This is a genomic window from Enterobacter cloacae complex sp. I2, from assembly GCF_014896205.1.
GTDB classification, from domain to species: Bacteria; Pseudomonadota; Gammaproteobacteria; order Enterobacterales; family Enterobacteriaceae; genus Enterobacter; species Enterobacter quasihormaechei.
This window is the reverse complement of sequence record NZ_JADBRA010000002.1, coordinates 83,603-105,302: the sequence shown is the minus strand read 5'-3', so window position 1 is coordinate 105,302 and position 21,700 is coordinate 83,603. Positions and strand designations below refer to the sequence as shown.

The following is a 21,700-nucleotide window of genomic DNA, read 5'->3' as shown; positions in this document are numbered from 1 at the left end:
TGCTAGTGGTAGTTAATTTTGAACAGTACCACGGTTTCAAACGGCCCGGACCGGATCGCTTTTCCCTCCACCGGTGACAGCTCTGCGGTATAGTTTTGCTCATACTGCAACGTGCTGCCCGTAAAATCCGCATACTCTTTATACTGGTTAAACGTATAGGGCTCCGTCCCGTTCAGAATACGCAGCTTTAAGCCGTTGCCAATCAGCAGCGCGGTATCGTCCGCGGTGAGCGTGTCAGTAGTGTAAAACGACGAATCCATCTTAAAACCGTCGGAGCACTGGGCGTCCTGAACTTTCGTGGTCCTGACCGAAAAGGTCCGCTTGCGCGTTTGCTGGTTCACAATGTCGCGGGCGCTAAAGGTGCCGAAATCAATTTCCTGATTTTCCGGGAAAATGCTAAAGGTTGCCCCGCAGTCCAGTACCGTAATGTTTTGCAGGCCGTTGATGTGGTACTTAAGGTTCTTCGCGTCAACCATCTGGTTCACCCCGCCCTTGCCGTCAAACTGCACCACGATGTAATCGCTCAGCGAGCTGACGTAGCCGTGGGGCGGGACGGCCTTGATTTTGACGAACAGACGCAGGCGGGCGATAAACGTGCGCGAGGTGTGGATATCGTCCGGGTTACCGGAGCAGATGCGGTTTTCCCAGCCCATCTGCCGTATCTGTGAAGGGGTGTAGATCGTGATGTTATTGTTATCCAGGCACTGATGCGTATCAACGCCGTTGGACTGGCCTGTCGCATCGTAATCCATCCCTTCATACGTGACGCCGAGCTCATAGTAAGGATCGGTTGCGGAGGGGTACGGGTTGACCCAGGCATACACATCTTCTGGCTCAAACCCGCTGGTGACGTTGTGATCGCACGTCACCGGAATTTTAATGTCGTTCGATTCCCAGATTTTTTGCCCAACCTGCGCGTTGCTGGGGATAGCAAAAGGCGAAATCGTTTTTGTCTCCTCGACGGGCCCGCCCGAGCCGCCCAGATAGCAGTTAAGCGCCAGCGCCTCTTTCAGCGGTAAAAAGGCCAGCAGAAGCAGCATGAGGTTAATGAGCTTGCGCATCAGGGCTGACCTTCCGTTCGGTGAGCTTGCAGTAAGCCGTTCCCGCGCATTGCGCATCCACTTTCCTGAGCGCGCCGTAATCGTCGATATATCCGATGCTGTAATAGCTGCCGTGATAATCCCCGGTGGAGGTGGTTTCCGTGGCATAAGGCGCAATCATCAGGCTGTCAAAGCCCGGCAGCATGGTTTTGGCGTTTTTGCTCAGCCACGCCAGCGTAATGTAGTAGGGCGTCGGGTTATGCACCGTCAGGCCTTTCGCGCTGGCGGTAATTTCCATCCGCATTTCCGTCATCTCCCCCGGTTTTTTGGCGATCGCCTTTGGACGCCAGAACAGTTTGATTCGGCTCTGCATCGCCACCTGCATCACGCTGCGCTCCTCGCTTGCGCTGCTGCTTTTAGGCGGCACTTCGCGCAGGTTGAAGTAAAACAGGGACTCCCGGTCTTTGGGCAGCTGACCGGTCGCGGCTTGTTTCACAATTCTCACCTGGGATGAGGAGCCCGCCTCAATGCGCTGAATGGGCGGAAGCGCCATAAAGTGCGCGTCTTCTTTGCGCCCTTTTTCATCTTCAATCCAGGAAAGCGCCAGGTAAGGCAGCGCCTTGCTCTGGTTGTCCACTTTCAGGCTGCTGGCCTTATCGCTTTCGGGAAAGACAATGCGCGTGCGGTCCAGGTTAATGGCGGCGTGAGTGGTAAATGCTGCGCTGAAGAGCATCAGGCACAGGCTTTTAAGCGGGGTTAATTTCATCATGATTTCTTACTGACAAGGCAGTATCAGCTGCATACTGTTTTCTAAGTGAGAAGGTAGCGAGAAGCGACACTGCTGATTGTCGCCCCACGTCACCCGAAACTGTTGTTCTGGCTCAACCGCGCCCAGCCAGACGTGGCCTTCATCGGCGACCATCCCAACCTGCAAATCGCTCTCCTTAAGTCGAACGATCGCCCCCAGCGGCGGCGTGCCTGACGGCGTTCGTAAAATGCCCGCGATGTCCTTACCCGCCCGCGTGGCAATCTGACGGTATCCAATGGCGCCCTCGGTCCAGGTGGAGGTGACGACGCGGTTGTCCACATCCACGCCATCCGGGAGGTTGTTCATATTGACCTGCACGCTGGAGGGCGTATAGCTGGAGAATGACGGCAAAACGCCAATGCCAAACCGGTTGGTCTCATCCCGCGACATGTTCAGCGGGATACTGCCCACGCCGTCGGTGCTTACCATCACGCGCGGCTCATTGCCGTAGCTGCGTCGGTGCAGGGCGGCACCTTTCGCTGTTGAGGTGAACGATCCGTTCCAGCTTGCGCTGAGGGATGTGTATTCATCGGCCTTATAGCTGCCGGATAGATTCAGATCGCCAAAGGTCGAATAATGCTGATAATTTCCGCTGACCTGCGCCCCGGCGTCCGGCTTTTCACTTTCCGCACCTGCGGAAACGCCCCATGTATTATTGCGGTCCGAGGTGTCATACCACGACACGTTATGGCTAAGCGTGTCGCTGTTGCGCAGGTCATAGTTCAGGCGATGGTCAGGATCGAGCGGTACGCTGAGCGAGAGGTAAAACTGGGTGTCGTCGTTCTCGTCTTCATCTTCGTAATGCGTTTTACTCCAGGACACGCTCACGCCCAGGTTTTTCCAGCGGCCCACGTCAAAGTTGTAGCCCGCCGTGACGCTGCCCGTTGTGGAGGGCGCGTCGTTCCACCAGGTCTGGCGCAGCATGTTCACATACAGATTCAGCGATAGTGCCGAAATATACTGGCTTGCCGTGACGCTGAGCGTCTGTTTTTCGGTCTGGCGGTCACTGTCGTCATAGTCAAGATAACGGGCGTAGCTCAAAAACTGCGGGTCCGAGTAGCGATAGCTGGCAAGCGTGAGCTGGCTGCCGGTCGTATCGAAACGCTTACTGTAGTTAACGCGGTAGCTGTAGCCTGTCTGGCTGCTTTGGCCGGGTAGCTGGCTGGTGGACTGCGTAACGTCAAACGAGAGCGCGCCGAGGTACGCCATGTTCTGGCCTATCCCGGCGGCAACGGAACGATAATGGTCGCCATCAGCCAGCGTACCGCCGTACAGGGAGGTTTGTGACAGCACGCCCCAGGAAAACTCGCCGCTCATGAAGCCGTTATCTTCAACGTCGTGAGAGGCGTCCTTGCGCGCCTTCCCGGCCGCGAGCTTGTAGCGTAGCTGGCCCTTGCGCGTTAAGAAGGGGACGGATTCGGCAGAAACCTGGAAGGTGCTCACGCGCCCGTCCTCTTCCGTCACCTTAACGTCCAGCGTACCCTGAACCGACTGATTTAGATCCTGAATAACAAAGGGGCCGGGCGGCACTTTACTCTGGTAAATCACGCGGTCGGCAAGGCTAACGGTCACCGTGGCGTTGGTCTGGGCAATGCCGGTAATTTGCGGAGCATAGCCGCGCAACGACCACGGCAGCATGCGTTCGTCGCTGATCAGCGAGGCGCCGGTGTAGGTGAAGGCGTCGAAAATCGCGGACTGGAAATCCGTTTCCCCGAGCGTCAGCTTTGCGCCGAGCGAGGGCAGGGGGCGGAACATATAGACGCGAGAAAAACGGCCGTCGTGCTCCGAGCCCGCTTCGGTATGGCTTTGCGTGTACTGGAAATCACTGCGCAGCCGCCACGCCCCCATGTTCGCACCGGCGGTGCCGTAGGTGTTGGCGTTGTCATTGCTGCTGCCGCTATCGGGCTGATAATGGCTGGCGAAAAGATTGTAATCCAGCAGCACGCCCGGTACGCCGTTATCCCAGGTGGCCGGGGGCATCCAGTCGGCTGCGCGATACTGCAACCATGCCTGGGGGATCGTCACTTTCAGCGTCTGGCTGGCCTGCTCAAAGTTGAATTTGATGTCTGGCCTGGCGGTGAAGTCAACGCATCCCTCTTTTTCCGGTAACGCCTGACGAACGTTATCCTGCAACGCAAACGTATCGGCCAGCTCGGGAGGAATACAGACCTGAACCGCATCGTTTATTTCCCGCCAGCTTAGCTGCCAGCCGTTGGCCAGCGGAATATCATTAATTGAAACCGTGACGAAATAACGCCCCGGGATAACGGATATTTGATCTTTAAAAAGCGACAAATCAACGCCGCCGCGCTGATCTTTATCGATGGCATTAATGTTGAATTCGGTGGCAGAGGCGACTTTCGTCATTAACAGGGACGTAATGATGAGTATCCATTGTAATTTATATGTCATCATCCTGTTACTCGAAGAATAATATTTCGTGCCGACTGGCATAAAATGCCAGTCGGTTTATACCGTGACGCAACGTTTTTATTTGTACATCAGGACATAGTTAGCGGTAGCTTCCACCTGGCCTGCTGTCGCGGTTTTACCTGCCGCGACTTCCATAAGCGCTTTAAAATGCAGCGTCTGCGTGGTTGAACCTGGCAGCAGGTCAATCTCGTTAGCTTGTCCCAGCGTAATGTTGGACTCCGCGTTATCCATCAAACGCACACCCACGTTCTGAGCACCGCTGGCATAGGTGTTGCTCATCAGGCTGGTATCCGTCGCGTCCGTTGCTGCGCTGGTGAAGGTGACATCGACTTTGGTAATTGGCGTGTCGGTCTCGTCTGCCGGATCGTCAAGCTGGCAGTTTTCCAGATTAATATCGACCGGAACAGGCGTTGATTTTTTGTTGGCATTGATAACGGCGGTGGTGACTTCACCCAGGTCAACTTCTTTATCAACGCTGTCTGGTGCAATGCTGCACGGCGCATCGATGACCACACCTTTGAATTTGATTTTGCCTGAACCCTGTTCTTCAGCAAAAGCAGAACCCGAAACAATGGCAGCCATCGCAACCGCTAACAGTACTTTTTTACCCATATACATGAAAATATCCTTTTTCAATTGAATTCATAATCTGAATATTAATTTTCAGAATACTCGCAAAGTATAACGGGATGAGGGAGGTGTTTGCGATTAATGAGACTTAAAGATATTTTTAGATGAGGTTAATATATAATTTATTACTATCGTAACCGGTTAATATTTCATGCAGCAGCGGCTTTTTAAGCGCAATTTAATTGGGAAATATTGCGCTTAAAAATATCCATAAAAATTCTTGATTTTCCAATTGTAAATACAGAGTCGCAGACATTGTAAAATGCAACGGCTGCGCCGGGGCGCATTAAAGAATTGCCCTCATTGATGAGGGCATCCGAGTCAGCCTATACCTGCCGTTTGCAGCAGAACCAGGCTGAGCCCCATCACCGACATGCCGCACAGCACGCCGTAGCTGGGATTATTGTTAGGGTCGATCTCTTTCGCCAGCGGCATCAGCTCATCGACGGAGAGCGCGACCATGATCCCGGCCACCGCCGCCATGATGGCAGCCATCACCACAGGCGAAACGAGGCTGCCGAGGATCAGCCACGCCAGTACGCCGCCGAGAATTTCAGCCAGGCCGGAAACGCCTGCCCAGAGCACGGCAGTCCGTTTTGAACCGGTGGCCGCGTAGACCGGGCCGGCAACGGCAAGTCCTTCAGGAATATTGTGTAAGGCTACCGCCAGCGCCACGCCAAACCCCATCTCCAGATTGCTGCTGGCCGTGACGTAGGTGGCAACGCCTTCCGGAAAGTTATGCAGGCTGATGCCGAGCGTCAGCAGGATGGCCGTGCGCTTGATGTTGCCCGGAAGGGGAGCCGCGCGCTTTTGCATCAGATCCTGAGGGTGCGCGTGAGGCAGCATGCGGTCGAGCGCAAAATAGCCCAGCAGGCCGACGATGAACATGCCGTAGCCCAGCACTGGCGACATTCCCTCGGTATGAAGGGCTGCGGGCAGCATCTCCATCAGCGAGATAAGCAGCATGATCCCGGCGGCGAAACCCAGCGAAAAGGCCAGAAGGCGGTTAGACGGTTTTTGTCCGAGCACGCCGAGGAACGCGCCGATAAAGGTCGCGGCACCCGCAAGTACGGTCAAAATCAAGGGTACTGACATGCACTCTCCTTAAGATGTATCTGACATTCAAATTTCCTGATGATGATCTTCACGGTTATCTGCGTTCATCTTCACCTGAATGCGCGTAATGTAGAACCATCAAATTGACACCTCCTTTAAGGATATCACCATGTCTTCATCTCGTATGCCAGCACTGTTTTTAGGCCATGGCAGCCCAATGAACGTTCTGGAAGATAACGTCTATACCCGCACCTGGCGTCACCTGGGTGAGACGTTGCCGCGGCCGAAGGCGATTGTGGTGGTGTCTGCGCACTGGTTTACCCGTGGTACCGGCGTAACGGCCATGGAAGCGCCGAAAACTATCCATGATTTTGGCGGCTTTCCGCAGGCCCTGTATGACACGCACTATCCTGCGCCCGGCTCCCCTGCGCTGGCGCAGCGGCTGGTGGATCTGCTCGCACCGGTTCCGGTGACGCTGGATAAAGAAGCCTGGGGCTTTGACCATGGCTCCTGGGGCGTCCTGATTAAAATGTATCCCGAGGCCGATATCCCGATGGTGCAGCTGAGCGTCGACAGCACCAAACCAGCGGCCTGGCACATGGAGATGGGCCGCAAGCTGGCAACCCTGCGTGATGAAGGCATCATGCTGGTCGCGAGCGGTAACGTGGTGCATAACCTGCGTACGGCGCGCTGGCACGGGGAGAATACCCCGTATCCCTGGGCGACGTCTTTTAACAACTATGTTAAAGACAACCTCGCCTGGCAGGGGCCGGTTGAACAGCATCCGCTGGTGAACTATCTGGATCACGAAGGCGGTTCGCTCTCTAACCCCACGGCGGATCACTTCCTGCCGCTGCTGTATGTGTTAGGCACGTGGAATGGTCAGGAGGAGATTACCATCCCGGTCGATGGCATTGAGATGGGGAGTTTGAGTATGCTTTCGGTGCAGGTGGGGTAAAAACATGCCGGGTGGCGGCTTCGCCTTACCCGGCCTGTATGTTGAGCGTAGGCCCGGTAAGCGTAGCGCCACCGGGCAAGTTTTATTCAACAAAAATATGCGGATAGAACCGCGACAGATCCTGCGTAATCAGCGCGCGATCTTCGCGAATGCCAATCCCGGCAGGTTGATCGTTAATAAGCCAGCTGCCGATCAGCGTATAGCTGTCGCCAAACTTCGGCAGTTGATAAAACTCCTGGACGATCATCCCTTCTTCACCGTACGGCCCTTCAACCGCTTCCAGCGTTTTACCGTTTTCGATAATGGAGACGTTCGCGCCTTCGCGGGAGAAGATCGGCTTAACGACGTATTTCTCCATAGGCGGGAACTCATCTTCGGCAAAGTACGCAGGCAGCAGGTTCGGGTGGTTCGGGAACATCTCCCACAGCATCGGCAGCAGGGCTTTATTGGAGATAATGCTCTTCCAGGCCGGTTCCAGCCAGCGCACGCCGGCGTCTTCCAGTTTGGTCGAGAACATCTCGCGCAGCATGTACTCCCATGGATAGAGCTTGAACAGGTTGCTGATCACCTGATCCTGCATGTCCGTAAACTGACCTTTTTCACCTAAACCGATATCTTCGATATAGAGGAACTCCGTCGCCACTTCCGCTTCGGCTGCGCAGTCCTGCAAATACTGAACCGTACCGCGATCTTCTTCGGTATCGCGGCAGCAGGCGAGGTGCAGCAGGTTGAAACCGTGCTGTTCACGCAGTTCGGCGAAACGCTCAATCAGCTTTTCCTGTAGGCTGTTGAACTGGTCGCTGCCTTCCGGCAGGTTTCCGGCATTCGCCTGATCTTCCAGCCAGATCCACTGGAAGAACGCGGCTTCGTACAGCGAGGTTGGCGTATCCGCGTTGTTTTCTAACAGCTTCGGCTCACCGACGCCGTCCCATGCCAGATCGAGGCGAGAGTAAAGCGAAGGCTGATTCGTTTTCCAGGACTGACGGATGAAGCTCCAGGTGTGTTTTGGAATGCGGAATTTGGTCATCAGCGCATCGCTGTCGATGACTTTCTCGACCACCTTCAGGCACATCTGGTGCAGCTCAGCGGTCACCTCTTCAAGCTTTTCAACCTGAGCGAGCGTGAGCTTATAGTAAGCGTCTTCACACCAGTACGGCTCGCCGTACATGGTGTGAAAGTTGAAACCGTATTCGGTGGCTTTTTCGCGCCAGTCCGGGCGCTCGACAATACTGACTCGTTCCATGATCAGCCGCCCATTGAGCGAGTCGAAGAGCCGGCCGCACTACGCTGCATGGTGGTCTGTTTCGCCACGGACTCACCGAAGCCGCCACGGGTGATGGTGCTGGTGGTTGCGGGTTTCGGTGCCATCGCGGTTTTCGGTACGGTCATCGTACGGCCCGGCGTTGCTGCGCCGTAACCCTTGCCGGTAGCATCGGTGTATTTACCGTACGCCGGGCTGTTCGGGTTTTTGGAGCTAAACAGCGGCTGCTGCTGATAGCCCGCACCGCCGCTCATCAGACGGCCCATCATATAACCCGCCATCAGCGGCATCCAGAAGCTGCCGCTGGACTGAGCCTGCGCCTGGTTTTCCGGAGCCATACCCGCCTGAGCCGGCGCCTGCTGGCACTGGCCTTCACCGAATTCAGCGACACAGTCTTCGCGTGAGGCATATTTCGGCGCGGTACGTTCCGCTTCTTTCAGGGCGTTGTTATAGGCCGTTGTACATTCGGCGGCTTTACCGGTGGCAGCCGAACAGTCGTCCGCGTTTTGGTACATCGAGACCGTTTCGTCGCTCTGCTCACAGCCTGCCAGCATAAAGACGGCAGTGACCGCCAGCGCGACAGGTGTCAGGTGGCGCGCGTTCCAGCTTTTGCGGAACGACGCGTGATTCATCGTTTTTGTCCGTTTCATATTTGTCTTCCGGGACCCAGTGGTAATAACGCTCAGGATAGAGGATGAGTGGTTGAAAATGAAGCGAAGAGGGGCGAAATGCAGGGGATCTTTACGTTGGCTTACGTTCGTGGGGATTTTGCGCCGGGTGGCGCTGCGCTTACCCGGCCTACGATTCAGTAGGCCCGATAAGCGAAGCGCCATCGGGCAATGCTTAGTTACGGAACGGGTTAGAACCGCTGCTTGCAGGTGCCGTGCTACGCGCGGCCGCTGGCTGCGCTGCTGGCATGCTACCGTTAGCGTTGAAGTTATCAACCGCGGCATCCTGCTCTGGATTTTCCGGCGCGACGCTGTCAGGCGACGTGGAAACCGGTTTACCCAGCGTGCTGTTCAGCATTTGCAGATCCTGCTCGTTCAGCGTACCCAGAGCCTGCTTGATGTTCAGCTGGTTAATCAGGTACTGGTAACGTGCGCTGGAGAGCTGCTGCTTAGCGTTATACAGCGTGGTCGTTGCGTCTAACACGTCAACGATGGTACGCGTACCGACGGAGTAGCCCGCTTCCATCGCGTCCAGAGAGCTTTGCGCAGAGACAACGGCCTGTTTGTAGGCGTTGATGCTGCTGATAGACGCGTTCACGTTGTTAAAGGAAGAACGCACGGTTTGCACCACGTTGCGGTGCGCGCTTTCCAGCTGCTCGCTTGCGCCAACAAAGTTGTACTGCGCCTGTTTAACCTGGGAGTTAACCATCCCGCCCTGGTACAGCGGCAGGGAGAAGCTCAGGCCCACTTTGTTCTGACCAATGTTGTTGTCGTCATAGGCCTGAGACGTCGTTTTAGAGCCGCTGTAGCTGGTATCCGATACGCCGGTTGAGGCGCTCAGGCTCAGGGTTGGCAGGTGACCGTCCTGTGCAAGGCGAATCTGCTCGCGTGCCAGATCCTGGCTCAGGCGTGCCTGCAACAGGGTCAGGTTGCGGTTTTCCGCTTCTTTCAGCAGGGCGTTTACCGCCTGCGGTTTGTCCGTCTTGAAGCTGTCCACGTTCAGAGAGGCCAGCTCAGGATAGTAGTTACCGGTGACCTGGCGCAGAGCTTCCAGCGCGTTGTCGAGGTTGTTACGTGCGGTCACTTCGTTAGCCAGTACGGTATCGTACTGTGAACGGGCGTTCTGCACGTCAGTGATCGCAACCAGACCCACGTTGAAACGCTGGGTGGTTTGATCTAACTGACGGTAAATCGCCTGTTTCTGCGCTTCGGTGTAGGAGAGGGCGTCAATCGCGCTCAGTACCTGGAAATACGCGGTCGCGGTATTCAGGATCAGCGTTTGCTGATCGGTCTGATAGGTGACATCCTGAATGCCCGCACTCTTTTCCTGCAAACTCAGTTCACGCCATTTGGACATATCGAACAGAGTCTGTGTAAGCTGTAAAGAGGCGCTGGTGGCATTCGAGTCGATGCCGTTGTTATCGCGAAAACCGTTAGTGTAGGTATAATCTGCACCTAAGCCTAACTGCGGCAGCAGTGGGCTACGTGCTTCGTTAATCTTTTCAAACGCAGCATCACGATCGGCCGCTGATTTACGTAAATCAGGGTTGCCCAGACGTGCCTGCTGGTAGACCTGTAACAGGTTCTCTGCCTGGCTCATTGCACTGAAGCCCGTCAGGCTCAGGCCGATAAGGATGGGGAGCAATTTCTTCATTTGCATTCCTTGTTGTGAAGCAGTATTAGCGCTGATCTAATTAAAAATAATTGCCGATTCTAACAGAATCATCCACACCAAAAGGTTGGCGTAACGTGCCATCTGGCGGTAATTTGCTCCAATCTACCATATAGCCATACAAACGGCAGCCAAACAGCCTTGAAATTCACAATTTCATCACCATTGCTACCAGGACTTGACCGATGCAAAAACCAGAAAACGTGCCTGTCACCTTCGCCAAAAACGATGTAGAAATTATTGCACGAGAAACGCTTTATAGCGGTTTTTTTTCAATGGAACTTTACCGTTTCAGGCATCGTCTGTTTAACGGTGAAATGAGCGGCGAGATCAAACGCGAAATTTTTGAGCGCGGGCATGCGGCTGTGTTGCTACCCTTTGACCCAGTGCGTGATGAAGTTGTGCTGGTCGAGCAGGTTCGCATTGCGGCTTATGATACCAGCGAAACCCCGTGGCTGCTGGAAATGGTGGCCGGGATGATTGAAGAAGGTGAGTCGGTCGAGGACGTCGCTCGCCGCGAGGCGCTGGAAGAAGCGGGCCTGGTGGTGGGGCGGACGAAACCGGTGTTGAGCTACCTGGCAAGCCCGGGCGGCACAACGGAACGTTCATCTATTATGGTGGGCGAAGTGGACGCCACGACGGCGGAAGGGATCCACGGTCTGGCAGATGAAAACGAAGATATTCGGGTTCATGTGGTGAGTCGGGAGCAGGCTTACCAATGGGTAGAAGAGGGGAAAATCGACAACGCAGCGTCTGTCATTGCCCTGCAATGGCTGCAACTGCACTATCAGAGTTTACGAAACGAGTGGAAAAAATGAAGCGCTATACGCCTGACTTCCCAGAAATGATGCGCCTGTGCGAAACCAATTTTGCACAGCTGCGCCGCCTGCTGCCGCGAAACGACGCACCCGGCGAAACGGTGAGCTATCAGGTGAGCAACGCCCAGTATCGGTTAACGATAACAGAATCAACGCGCTACACTACGCTGGTGGAAATTGAGCAAACGGCGCCGAAAATCAGCTATTGGAGCCTGCCGTCGATGACGGTACGTCTTTATCACGATGCGATGGTCGCTGAAGTGTGTTCAAGCCAGCAGATCTTTCGCTTCAAAGCGCGGTATGATTACCCGAATAAAAAGTTGCATCAACGCGACGAAAAGCATCAAATTAACCAGTTTTTAGCCGACTGGCTAAGATATTGTTTAGCACATGGAGCAATGGCGATTCCGGTTTGTTAGCGTCATAAACCTACCTAAGGACACCATTTGGAAAGCCTGTTGAACCTGACTGTTGCTGGTGGGGCGCCAGTCAGGATATTACAAATCACCGACACCCACCTTTTTGCCGAAAAGCATGAGACGCTGCTGGGCGTGAACACCTGGGAGAGTTATCAGGCGGTGCTTAGCGCAATTCATGCTGAAAACCGGCCATGCGATCTGATCGTCGCGACGGGCGATCTGGCGCAGGATCAATCTTCCGCAGCCTATCAGCATTTCGCTGAAGGGATTGCGAGCTTTAGCGTGCCTTGCGTCTGGCTACCCGGCAACCACGATTTTCAGCCCGCCATGTACAGTTCGCTTCAGGACGCGGGGATTTCACCGGCAAAATGTGTCTTTGTGGGGGACCAGTGGCAAATTCTGCTCCTCGACAGCCAGGTGTTTGGCGTTCCGCACGGTGAGTTGAGCGACTATCAGCTTGACTGGCTGGAGACAAAACTGGCCGCCGAGCCGGATCGCAATACGCTGCTGCTACTGCATCATCATCCGCTGCCGGCAGGCTGTAGCTGGCTCGATCAGCACAGCTTGCGCAATTCAGCGGCGCTGGACAGCGTGCTGGCGAAATTCCCGCGCGTGAAGCATTTGCTGTGCGGGCATATTCACCAGGAGCAGGATCTCGACTGGAACGGTCGCCGCCTGCTCGCGACGCCATCCACCTGCGTGCAGTTTAAGCCGCATTGCGCCAACTTCACGCTGGATACCATCGCGCCGGGCTGGCGCTGGCTGGAACTGCATGCCGACGGCACGCTGACCACCGAAGTTTGCCGTCTGGCCGGGGCTGAATTCCGCCCGGATACCGCTTCAGAAGGCTACTGATGTCAACGCTCCTTTACCTCCATGGGTTCAACAGTTCACCGCGTTCCGCAAAGGCGACGCAGTTTCGCCAGTGGCTTAGCGAACATCATCCGCACGTGGAGATGATTATTCCGCAACTGCCCCCCTATCCGGCGGATGCGGCAGAGATGCTGGAATCGATTGTGCTTGAACACGGCGGCGAATCGTTTGGCGTTGTCGGGTCGTCGCTCGGCGGCTACTACGCCACCTGGCTGTCGCAGTGCTTTATGTTGCCCGCTGTCGTCGTCAACCCGGCGGTCCGGCCATTTGAGCTGTTAAGGGACTTTCTCGGTGAAAACGAGAACCCCTACACCGGCCAACAATATGTGCTAGAGTCACGCCATATTTACGATCTCAAAGTTATGCAGGTCGACCCGCTTGAAGCGCCCGATCTTATCTGGCTGCTGCAACAGACGGGAGATGAAGTGCTGGATTACCGCCAGGCAGTGGCGTATTACGCATCCTGCCGCCAGACTGTAGAGGAGGGCGGAAACCATGCTTTCACGGGCTTTGAAGATCATTTCACCCAGATTGTCGATTTTCTTGGACTGCACAGCCACTGACAATCAATGCGAATTGCTAGTTTAAATCATGACGCAAACCTATAACGCTGATGCCATTGAGGTACTCACCGGGCTTGAGCCGGTTCGCCGCCGCCCGGGGATGTACACCGATACGACGCGCCCAAACCACCTGGGCCAGGAAGTAATTGATAACAGTGTGGACGAAGCGCTGGCAGGCCATGCCAAACGCGTGGACGTTATCCTGCACGCCGATCAGTCGCTGGAAGTCATCGACGACGGCCGCGGCATGCCGGTGGATATTCACCCGGAAGAGGGCGTCCCTGCCGTTGAGCTGATTCTCTGTCGTCTGCACGCGGGCGGTAAGTTCTCCAACAAAAACTACCAGTTCTCCGGCGGTTTGCACGGCGTGGGGATCTCCGTGGTTAACGCCCTGTCGAAGCGCGTGGAAGTGAACGTCCGTCGCGACGGTCAGGTCTATAACATCGCGTTTGAAAACGGCGAAAAGGTGCAGGATTTGCAGGTCGTCGGGACGTGCGGTAAGCGCAACACCGGCACCAGCGTCCACTTCTGGCCTGACGAAAGCTTCTTCGACAGCCCACGTTTTTCCGTTTCTCGCCTGTCGCACCTGCTCAAAGCCAAAGCGGTGCTGTGCCCCGGCGTGGAAATTACCTTTAAGGATCACGTTAACAACACCGAGCAGAGCTGGCGCTACGAAAAGGGTCTCAACGACTACCTGAGCGAAGCGGTTAACGGCCTGCCGACCCTGCCGGAAAAACCGTTCGTCGGTAACTTCGAAGGCGACACCGAGGCGGTGGACTGGGCGCTGCTGTGGCTGCCGGAAGGCGGCGAGCTGCTGACCGAAAGCTACGTCAACCTGATCCCAACCATGCTCGGCGGTACGCACGTTAACGGCCTGCGTCAGGGTCTGCTGGATGCGATGCGCGAGTTCTGCGAATACCGCAACATTCTGCCGCGCGGCGTGAAGCTTTCCGCAGAAGATATCTGGGACCGCTGCGCCTACGTGCTTTCCGTGAAGATGCAGGATCCGCAGTTTGCCGGTCAGACTAAAGAGCGTCTGTCATCGCGCCAGTGCGCGGCGTTCGTTTCCGGCGTGGTGAAAGATGCGTTTACCCTGTGGCTGAACCAGAACGTTCAGGCCGCAGAGATGCTGGCTGAAATGGCCATCTCCAGCGCCCAGCGTCGTCTGCGCGCGGCGAAGAAAGTGGTGCGTAAAAAACTGACCAGCGGCCCCGCGCTGCCGGGCAAGCTGGCGGACTGTACCGCGCAGGATCTCAACCGCACCGAGCTGTTCCTCGTGGAAGGGGACTCGGCGGGCGGATCGGCCAAGCAGGCGCGCGATCGTGAATATCAGGCGATCATGCCGCTCAAGGGTAAGATCCTGAACACCTGGGAAGTCTCGTCCGATGAAGTGCTGGCCTCGCAGGAAGTGCACGACATCTCCGTGGCGATCGGCATCGATCCGGACAGCGACGATCTGAGCCAGCTGCGCTACGGCAAGATCTGCATTCTCGCGGATGCGGACTCCGATGGGCTGCACATCGCCACGCTGCTCTGTGCGCTGTTCGTGAAGCACTTCCGCACGCTGGTGAAAAACGGTCACGTCCACGTGGCGCTGCCGCCGCTGTACCGTATCGACCTCGGCAAAGAAGTTTACTATGCACTGACGGAAGAAGAGAAAGCGGGCGTACTGGAGCAGCTCAAACGCAAGAAGGGCAAACCGAACGTGCAGCGCTTTAAGGGGCTGGGCGAGATGAACCCGATGCAGCTGCGTGAAACCACGCTGGATCCGAACACTCGCCGTCTGGTGCAGCTGACCATCAGCGACGAAGACGAACAGCAAACCAACGCCGTGATGGACATGCTGCTGGCCAAGAAACGTTCTGAAGACCGACGTAACTGGCTACAGGAGAAAGGCGATATGGCGGATATTGAAGCCTGATGTACTGGCCCTCAGCCTCCCAGGCTGAGGGATCGCCGGGCACCGGGGCATTGCGCCATAATCCCGTCAGCGAAACGCTGTCTTTTCCGGTTTCAAAAAACGCAGATTAACAATTGCGCCGTCGGTGGGGACGGTCTCCAGCTCATTCACATCCATATCGGTCCCTTCTGGCAGGCTGAGGCTGTCAACCGTGATGCGGTTTACTCGCCAGGGGGTGAGGTAACTCACCAGCAGATCGCCCTCTGCGTTGGTGGTCGAACCGAACTGGTTATAAAATCCAATCTTCGCCGAACCTGGCACCTGAACCAGTGCCGCAGTGCTTCCCAGCGTCTGTCCCAGGACAACCCCCTCCTGATATAACAGCACGCTGCCGCTGACGTCTCCATGATAATCACGTTGCGTGCCGCTGCGGGTCATACTGACGTTCAGCTCCCCGCTGTTGTACTGATAGCCGATACTGCTTTTCAGGGCATCGTTCCCGTGTTCGCTATGCTCCGCCGTCACGTCATAACGCAGGCTATAATCCTCCAGCAGCGAGCCATTGACGTTGATTCCATGGGTATTCTTGTTTCGGCTGGCGAGGTCAGAAACCAGTCCCACATTGGTAAAATGGCTTCCAATGCTGAAGGGGATGCTGATGTTAAATCCCAGCGTTGATTCCGGGGCAGTGTCGCCGTAGCGGTCATAGCCGCCATAAAGCGAAAAATCGACGTTCTCCCAGCTGGCGTCCAGGCTCAGGGTGAGGCTGTTACTGCTCGCCTCGCGAGCGCGTGATTTCAGCCAGCGCCACGAGAGGCTCAGACTCGAGTTTTCATCGAAGTTTTGCGTCAGCTCAATCTGGCCCTCAAGGGCACGCTGGGTGGTGTCATCATCAAAACCCCAGGCCAGCACCGAGGCGCGGTTTAACCGCTCCTCAAGCGAACGATACTGGCTACCGCGCGGGTACCACTGAAGCTGGGCGTTAAGGCTGGTTTCGGTTTGAAAAAAAGTTTTGGCATAACGCATTCGCCCGACGCTGCCGCTCAGCGCTTTGCCCTGCTGACGGTAACGGGCGTTACGTATATCCACAGACAACGCTCCCCATTTGCCCATATTGCCGCCCAAACCCACAACATGACTGAAGTAATTCTCGCCCTGCTGTATGCCACCAAAAACGGTAGCGCGCGGGGCGACGCCCCAGGAGAGCGTGCTCTGCCAGAAACGATCTTTATCCAGCTCCACGCCGTGAAAGGGTTTATAACGCCCGGCGACCAGCTCGTAACTGAACATTTTATACTGCACCAGATTGGGCATGATCGAGTACGGAATGGACCGGGTACGCTCGCTCCCGTCGCTCTCCTGAATCGTCAGCTCAAGGTTGCCCTGTAAATCTGGTGGATAAAAATCACGGATAACAAAGGGCCCCGGTGGGACGTGAATGCGATAGACGCGCTCGCCGTTCTGGCGAAGCGTGACTTCTGCTTCGCTGCGCGCATAGCCGTTAATCAGCGGCGAATAGGGCCGCCAGCTATCCGGGAACATCGCCTCATCGCTGGCCAGGGAAATCCCCCGATAGGACATACTGTCGAACAGGTTCGATGAGGTGTAACCGTCGCCAAGGTTAAGCCGGGAGCGCATAGAGGTGATACTGCGCCAGACAGAGGCTGAATTGCTGTAAGAGCCGTGCTGGCGGTCCGCCTCTCGCCAGAATGTATTCTGGTAGCGCATGCGCCATGGTCCGACGTTGAGGCCGTTTTCCAGCACGAGCGTTGCATCGGTGCCCGGCGTATCCCAACGGTACTGTGCACGTTGGTTATTGACGTCCAGCCGATAGTTAACAAACAGGGCATTAATTCCATCATCCCAGCGGCTGGTACTGACCCCGTTTTGCTGCGGATTAAACGCCTCCTGGGGAAATAAAAGCGTGAGCAGGCTGGCATCCGGACGATACCAGGACTGGAGGTCGAAGGCGTTCGCCGAGTCGGCGCTCAGACATGCCCTGGTGTCCCAGTGAAGCCTGTCAAGCACGGAGGATTTTACGCCCCACTCTTCAAGGAGAGGACGCGTCAGGCAGGGTTTACCGGAGTGAAAATCAAGAAAGATTGAGCCTTTATAGTCGTTATTAAGAATAACCCATGTCTTTTCATTTGCAGACGCAGCGTTTGCTGTCAGTAACAGCACCATCACTCGAATTGCATGGTGGATCTGCATCTGCGTTAACATCATGGGCAGCTTTTGCTGCCCACGATTAAGCTCGTTATGGCTTATTTATTGAGGGCAGCCAGCTCAGCACGAGCCTGATTCAGCTCCTGCTGAATTTCACGCAGATCGGCCTGTTTTTCTGCCAGTTTTCTCTGGTACTTGGCGATCTTCTTAGCATCACCCTTCGCTTTAGCTTCTGCCAGATCGGCCTGAACTTCAGCAACGTCGCCACGTTTTTCAGCCAGTTTTTTCTCCAGCTTACGCACGTCTTTCTGGGCATCAGCCAGAACGCTTGCGTTAGTACAGTGGGCTTTGACTTCTGCCAGGGCTTTTTTCAGGCCATTCACTTTGTAGATATTGCCGTACTGCTGGGCAATTTTGATCTCTTTTTCCAGCGCAGCGCTTTTAGCAGCACAGCTTTCAGCGGCGTGTGCTGATGCTGTAGCGAACATACCAACAGCTGCAACGACAGACAGAACGGAAACTAATTTCTTCATAGTCTTTCTCCTTTGTTGATGTATTGCCTGAACGGATGCTCCGGCAATCTCCTGTGAACAAAAGAGTACTGCAACGCGGATAGCCAAAACGATGCAGACGCGTCCTCAACGCATGTAGGACGTGGATTAAGGTTGTCGTCCTGAATCGTACCAACGCTGTAATGCGGCGCGTAGCTGCTCAAGTTCAGCTAACAGCTGGTGGATGCCGTCGCGGTCCGGGTTGGCTTCCTGGGCTTCACAGCGGGCTATCAACGCGGGCACGCCCAGTAACGCCAGCCCGCCGCGCAGTTTGTGCAGCGTCTCACGCAGAGCGGTATCCGGCGTCACGAGCCAGGCGCGCAGGTGGACAAGGGATTCATCAATGACCGAAATCTGGAGCGAAAGGAACAGGGGCAGGTTATTCCCTTCCAGCAATTCGGGCGGCAGGTTGCACGCTATTGACCCTTGCGGGCTTTCGGCAATCGGGGCAGATCCCTTCAGGGGGGCCAGCAGTTCCGCAAGCATAGTGAGGGTGATCGGCTTAAACAGACAGTGGCGCATACCGGCTTCTCTTGCCCTCTCCCGGACAACTTCCCGTGCGTCAGCGGTCGCGCCAAAGACCACAATGTCGGGGTAGTTCGTATGAATTATCTGAGCCAGCTCAAACCCACTCATGCCGGGCATATTGCAATCGGTGATCACCGCATCCGGTTGCGCATGCTGTAGTGCTTCCAGCGCAGAGGCTGAGCTGTCGGCGTCGATCGCGCGATGACCGAGCCAGTTCAGCTGCTGGCTGAGTACCATTCTGCCGACGGGATTATCATCGACAATCAAAACGCGCAGGGAGGGGCGAGAAAGCGGGGGCGCGGGCTGTATATCAGGAACATCCTGGCGTTCTGCCATTATCGGCAGCTTAAGGGAGACTGTGACCGTCGTTCCCTGTCCAGGCTCGCTGTGGATCGCTAAACTGCCGCCCATCATCATTGTTAACGTGCGGCAGATATAAAGGCCCAGCCCGCTCCCCTGTGCAACGTTAGGGGTGTTTCCCTGAGCGAAGGGCTGGAATAACCGCTGTTGGGTGGCCTCGTCGATACCTACCCCGGTATCGACGACCGTGATACGCAACAGCAGATAGCCCTCGTCACGTCCGTCGAGCTGCACGCTCAGCGTTATCTGTCCGCGTTCGGTGAATTTGATCGCGTTTCCGACGATGTTAACCAGAATCTGCCTGAAACGGCTGCGATCGACCAATACGTCCTCCCGCAGTTCGGCATCACGTTCCAGTACGAAGGCCAGCCCTTTTTGCGCCGCCATGCCTTCGAACAACATGGCGGGCTCCTCAATCAGCTTGCGCAGCGAGGAACGCTCGGGGCGAAGCACCAGGCGGCCAGATTCGATACGCGACACATCGAGTATGTTGCCGATCAAATCCAGCAGGGCCTGGGCGGCATCCCACGCCACCTGCACGGACTGGCGGTTTTGCTGGGTATCACCAGGGCGTTTCATCACGAGCTCCAGCATCCCCATGATGGCGCCGATCGGTGTGCGTATCTCGTGGCTCATGGTTGTCAGAAACACGCTCTTCGCACGGCTGGCGCGGTGCGCAAGTTTCCTGGATTGTCGCTGGGCCGAAATGATTTTCAGCATGCGCTGCTGATAGTGCAGATGGCGACGATAACCCCACGCGGCGGCGAGGCAGAGAAGGAACGCGATTGCCAGTCCGACGCTCACTACCGTGCTCAGCGCGACCTGTTTTGGTCCTGTCGACGTGAAGCTGTTACCCGCATTTCCGCCACGGGTCAGGGCATGGAGATCCTCCGGCGGAATATTAATGAGCGCTTTATTGAGAATGGTGATCAAAGGCCAGGACTGGCGGGACGCCCCGAACGAGAAGCGCATTGGGTCGATGTCGATGCTTCCCAGAATACGGAGCGCGGCATACTCTTTATTCGCCAGGAGCGTATTGGCGACGATCAGCGGCATGGCCATCATTTTGTCGTTACTGTGAACAATGCGGTTAAGCCCCTGTCGCCAGGTGTCGACCTTTTCCGTTTGGCCCCCGCTCTGCTTACGTAACCACTCTTCGGGCGACTGCCCGTCCAGGCTGAGTACGCCGGGACTCACCGCGCCAGGAACAGAGTGCGCTTGTCCGACCATCACCCAGGAGTTATAGAGCCAGGTACGGGTGGTCAGTAAATCGGTGCGCCAGATATCCCCCTGCGTCACGCCTGCAACCAAATCCGATTTTCCCGCTTTTACCGACGCCAGGGCCGCCCTTTGGGTAGGAAAACGCTGGATAACAAAGGTAAACCCGGTGCGAAGCTGTAATGCGGTCAGGACATCGGCAATAATGCCACGCATCTTGCCGCCTTTATCAAAAAAGGCAATCGGTGGGTTATCCTCGGCCACTGCCACCCGTATACGTTTGTGCTCATCAATCCATTTATTCTCCAGCGACGTAAAGACCGGTTTCTGCTCGCTGAGTGAAAGCGGGATGCCGCCATTCCACCGACGGTGTATCTCTACGCTCGCACTTTCCGGTAACGCGGCCAGAAAGTTATTCAGCACCGTGATCCAGATGCGCATCTTTGGCATTGCCGCAAAGGAAAATCCTGACACGGGGAAGGGGGTGTCGAGAGGGCGAATAAGTAAGTTGCTGATGTTGGACTGGTTCACCAGATAGCGAGCGGTGACGCCATCGCAAAAGAAAAGGTCGATTTTTCGAAACGCGAGTGCTTCCAGCGCGTGGCGTGGTGAATAGAAGGGGACGATCTCCGCGTTCGGGTAGCGCTCCAGGACGCGTTGAGGATCGTAGCCCGGCGCGATGGCAATCTTTCTGACCGCATCATCCTGTGTGGCTTCGTTATTGACCACTTCAACGGCAGAATTTGGGCTGTAAGGATGGCTCAGTATCAGCCCCTGATGATGCTGGTTATCGCTGGCCTGCGCGATGAAATCGGCTTTCCCTGCGCGTAACGCTTCCAGTGCAGCCTGATAGTTTGGGTAGCGAATCACCTCTATTTCGACGCCCAGGTTATCCGCCGCCAGACCGATGAAATCGGCATTGATGCCACCGTAATCATTCAGACCGGTGGTAATGTCATAGGGCGGCGACATCGGCAGCCAGACGGCCAGGCGGATCTTGCGGTGTTCACGCAGCCAGCGCCATTCGCTTGCGCTCAGCCCCGGGTCGGCAATCGTCTCCATGCTGCGGGAGAGAAGCTTAAGAGGTTCTTGCGCCGTCGCACCTTGAGCCATAAACGCGACGAGCAACAGCAGCAGTCCGCTAAGTATTCTCATTATCAGACTCTCTGAAGATCAGCGAAATGAGCTGATTGAGATCGTCGCAGCCACATTTTTGCAGCATCCGGGTTTTATAGGTGCTAATGGTTTTATTGCTGAGCATCAGGAGATCGGCAATCTCTTTGTTACTCTTGCCCTGTTTCAGGTAATTGAGAACGGCCATTTCACGATCCGAGAAGCGGCTTGAGAGTGATTCAGGCGCATCGCTTTTTTCATTGACGCTGGCGGCTTTGAACAGCGTTCCTTCGGGAAAACATTGATAGCCCGTCATAATAAGCCGGCACAGTGGCTCAACGTTTTCCAGCGGCATATTTTTATTGATAAAGCCCTGCGCCCCGGCCTGGAGCGTTCTCAGCGCATATAACCCTGCTGACTGGCTGGTAAAGATCAGGATTTTAAGTTCCGGGAAGTGTTGTTTAATTCGGGGCAACAGGTCGAGGCCATCGGCGTGCTTAAGTTCGAGATCCAGAATTAATAAGTCCGGACGCTGCTGATGCAGCTGGGACAGCAGTTTTTCACCTGTAGAGGTACTGACGACCATATCTCCGTGCTTCTCCAGCAGTACCTTTAAAGCAAAGCAAATTGCTGGATGATCGTCTGCAAGCAAAATCGAAATCATA

At 55.7% G+C, this 21,700-nt stretch carries 18 protein-coding genes; 6 read left to right on the top strand and 12 right to left on the bottom strand.

The genetic code is table 11. The features are described 5' to 3' along the window. Positions 1 to 2: 2 nt before the first annotated feature. The 5 genes from IM300_RS02645 to zupT form a co-directional block, all read right to left on the bottom strand. Positions 3 to 1,061 carry a type 1 fimbrial protein gene (locus tag IM300_RS02645; protein WP_131636410.1) on the bottom strand — a complete coding sequence of 353 codons (1,059 nt, stop codon included), beginning with the start codon at positions 1,059 to 1,061 and terminating at the stop codon, positions 3 to 5. Next, positions 1,045 to 1,806 (bottom strand): molecular chaperone, encoded by a 762-nt coding sequence (locus IM300_RS02640; protein ID WP_193035254.1) that lies wholly within the window; start codon positions 1,804 to 1,806, stop codon positions 1,045 to 1,047. The genes IM300_RS02645 and IM300_RS02640 overlap by 17 nt, the downstream gene beginning before the upstream one ends. 9 nt (positions 1,807 to 1,815) lie before the next feature. Beyond that, entirely contained in the window at positions 1,816 to 4,263 is a 2,448-nt protein-coding gene (locus tag IM300_RS02635) for a fimbria/pilus outer membrane usher protein (protein ID WP_193035187.1), read from the bottom strand. A gap of 75 nt (positions 4,264 to 4,338) precedes the next feature. Beyond that, complete coding sequence (locus tag IM300_RS02630; RefSeq protein WP_063867712.1) at positions 4,339 to 4,899, bottom strand: fimbrial protein; 561 nt, start codon at positions 4,897 to 4,899, stop codon at positions 4,339 to 4,341. Between the two features lie 333 nt (positions 4,900 to 5,232). Next, complete coding sequence (gene zupT / locus IM300_RS02625; RefSeq protein WP_063867714.1) at positions 5,233 to 6,006, bottom strand: zinc transporter ZupT; 774 nt, start codon at positions 6,004 to 6,006, stop codon at positions 5,233 to 5,235. Positions 6,007 to 6,136: 130 nt separating this feature from the next. On the opposite strand from zupT, the gene ygiD reads away from it, so the two are divergent. Then, entirely contained in the window at positions 6,137 to 6,925 is a 789-nt protein-coding gene (gene ygiD / locus IM300_RS02620) for a 4,5-DOPA dioxygenase extradiol (protein WP_193035185.1), read from the top strand. Positions 6,926 to 7,007: 82 nt separating this feature from the next. Here ygiD and IM300_RS02615 read toward each other — a convergent pair whose 3' ends face one another. The 3 genes from IM300_RS02615 to tolC all read right to left on the bottom strand — a co-directional run bounded on the left by IM300_RS02615 (position 7,008) and on the right by tolC (position 10,508). Then, positions 7,008 to 8,168 (bottom strand): glutathionylspermidine synthase family protein, encoded by a 1,161-nt coding sequence (locus IM300_RS02615; RefSeq protein WP_107533828.1) that lies wholly within the window; start codon positions 8,166 to 8,168, stop codon positions 7,008 to 7,010. 2 nt (positions 8,169 to 8,170) lie between these two features. Beyond that, entirely contained in the window at positions 8,171 to 8,836 is a 666-nt protein-coding gene (locus tag IM300_RS02610) for a DUF1190 family protein (protein ID WP_063867719.1), read from the bottom strand. Between the two features lie 193 nt (positions 8,837 to 9,029). After that, positions 9,030 to 10,508, bottom strand: coding sequence for an outer membrane channel protein TolC (tolC, locus tag IM300_RS02605; RefSeq protein WP_063867721.1), 1,479 nt, complete (start codon positions 10,506 to 10,508; stop codon positions 9,030 to 9,032). Positions 10,509 to 10,711: 203 nt separating this feature from the next. Here tolC and nudF point away from each other — a divergent pair, with 203 nt between their 5' ends. The 5 genes from nudF to parE are packed head-to-tail and all read left to right on the top strand — an operon-like array spanning position 10,712 to position 15,120. Further along, a complete protein-coding gene (gene nudF / locus IM300_RS02600; RefSeq protein WP_102751121.1) occupies positions 10,712 to 11,344 on the top strand; it encodes an ADP-ribose diphosphatase in 633 nt (210 codons plus the stop codon). After that, entirely contained in the window at positions 11,341 to 11,763 is a 423-nt protein-coding gene (locus tag IM300_RS02595) for a DUF1249 family protein (RefSeq protein ID WP_063451153.1), read from the top strand. Before nudF ends, IM300_RS02595 begins: the two co-directional genes overlap by 4 nt. A 27-nt stretch (positions 11,764 to 11,790) precedes the next feature. Then, positions 11,791 to 12,618 carry a 3',5'-cyclic-AMP phosphodiesterase gene (gene cpdA, locus IM300_RS02590; protein WP_063867725.1) on the top strand — a complete coding sequence of 276 codons (828 nt, stop codon included), beginning with the start codon at positions 11,791 to 11,793 and terminating at the stop codon, positions 12,616 to 12,618. Next, entirely contained in the window at positions 12,618 to 13,199 is a 582-nt protein-coding gene (gene yqiA / locus IM300_RS02585) for an esterase YqiA (RefSeq protein ID WP_023306967.1), read from the top strand. Before cpdA ends, yqiA begins: the two co-directional genes overlap by 1 nt. Before the next feature lie 28 nt (positions 13,200 to 13,227). Then, a complete protein-coding gene (parE, locus tag IM300_RS02580) occupies positions 13,228 to 15,120 on the top strand; it encodes a DNA topoisomerase IV subunit B (RefSeq protein WP_063451156.1) in 1,893 nt (630 codons plus the stop codon). A 66-nt stretch (positions 15,121 to 15,186) separates the two neighbouring features. On the opposite strand, the gene IM300_RS02575 is transcribed toward parE, so the two are convergent. From IM300_RS02575 to IM300_RS02560, 4 genes are all read right to left on the bottom strand, one after another. Then, positions 15,187 to 17,325: a fimbria/pilus outer membrane usher protein gene (locus tag IM300_RS02575; protein ID WP_226842003.1), complete on the bottom strand. Its 2,139-nt coding sequence runs from the start codon at positions 17,323 to 17,325 to the stop codon at positions 15,187 to 15,189. Positions 17,326 to 17,363: 38 nt separating this feature from the next. Continuing rightward, positions 17,364 to 17,798, bottom strand: coding sequence for a DUF1090 domain-containing protein (locus IM300_RS02570; protein WP_063451158.1), 435 nt, complete (start codon positions 17,796 to 17,798; stop codon positions 17,364 to 17,366). A gap of 126 nt (positions 17,799 to 17,924) precedes the next feature. Next, a complete protein-coding gene (locus IM300_RS02565; protein ID WP_193035183.1) occupies positions 17,925 to 21,077 on the bottom strand; it encodes a transporter substrate-binding domain-containing protein in 3,153 nt (1,050 codons plus the stop codon). Next, positions 21,064 to 21,699: a response regulator transcription factor gene (locus IM300_RS02560; protein ID WP_063867728.1), complete on the bottom strand. Its 636-nt coding sequence runs from the start codon at positions 21,697 to 21,699 to the stop codon at positions 21,064 to 21,066. Before IM300_RS02560 ends, IM300_RS02565 begins: the two co-directional genes overlap by 14 nt. Position 21,700: the final 1 nt, after the last annotated feature.

Coding starts and splice junctions, on each gene's coding strand:
- IM300_RS02645 (WP_131636410.1), bottom strand. CDS start 1,061: ATGCGCAAGCTCATTAACCTCATGCTGCTTCTGCTGGCCTTTTTACCG.
- IM300_RS02640 (WP_193035254.1), bottom strand. CDS start 1,806: ATGAAATTAACCCCGCTTAAAAGCCTGTGCCTGATGCTCTTCAGCGCA.
- IM300_RS02635 (WP_193035187.1), bottom strand. CDS start 4,263: ATGATGACATATAAATTACAATGGATACTCATCATTACGTCCCTGTTA.
- IM300_RS02630 (WP_063867712.1), bottom strand. CDS start 4,899: ATGTATATGGGTAAAAAAGTACTGTTAGCGGTTGCGATGGCTGCCATT.
- zupT (WP_063867714.1), bottom strand. CDS start 6,006: ATGTCAGTACCCTTGATTTTGACCGTACTTGCGGGTGCCGCGACCTTT.
- ygiD (WP_193035185.1), top strand. CDS start 6,137: ATGTCTTCATCTCGTATGCCAGCACTGTTTTTAGGCCATGGCAGCCCA.
- IM300_RS02615 (WP_107533828.1), bottom strand. CDS start 8,168: ATGGAACGAGTCAGTATTGTCGAGCGCCCGGACTGGCGCGAAAAAGCC.
- IM300_RS02610 (WP_063867719.1), bottom strand. CDS start 8,836: ATGAAACGGACAAAAACGATGAATCACGCGTCGTTCCGCAAAAGCTGG.
- tolC (WP_063867721.1), bottom strand. CDS start 10,508: ATGAAGAAATTGCTCCCCATCCTTATCGGCCTGAGCCTGACGGGCTTC.
- nudF (WP_102751121.1), top strand. CDS start 10,712: ATGCAAAAACCAGAAAACGTGCCTGTCACCTTCGCCAAAAACGATGTA.
- IM300_RS02595 (WP_063451153.1), top strand. CDS start 11,341: ATGAAGCGCTATACGCCTGACTTCCCAGAAATGATGCGCCTGTGCGAA.
- yqiA (WP_023306967.1), top strand. CDS start 12,618: ATGTCAACGCTCCTTTACCTCCATGGGTTCAACAGTTCACCGCGTTCC.
- parE (WP_063451156.1), top strand. CDS start 13,228: ATGACGCAAACCTATAACGCTGATGCCATTGAGGTACTCACCGGGCTT.
- IM300_RS02575 (WP_226842003.1), bottom strand. CDS start 17,325: ATGATGTTAACGCAGATGCAGATCCACCATGCAATTCGAGTGATGGTG.
- IM300_RS02570 (WP_063451158.1), bottom strand. CDS start 17,798: ATGAAGAAATTAGTTTCCGTTCTGTCTGTCGTTGCAGCTGTTGGTATG.
- IM300_RS02565 (WP_193035183.1), bottom strand. CDS start 21,077: ATGAGAATACTTAGCGGACTGCTGCTGTTGCTCGTCGCGTTTATGGCT.
- IM300_RS02560 (WP_063867728.1), bottom strand. CDS start 21,699: ATGATTTCGATTTTGCTTGCAGACGATCATCCAGCAATTTGCTTTGCT.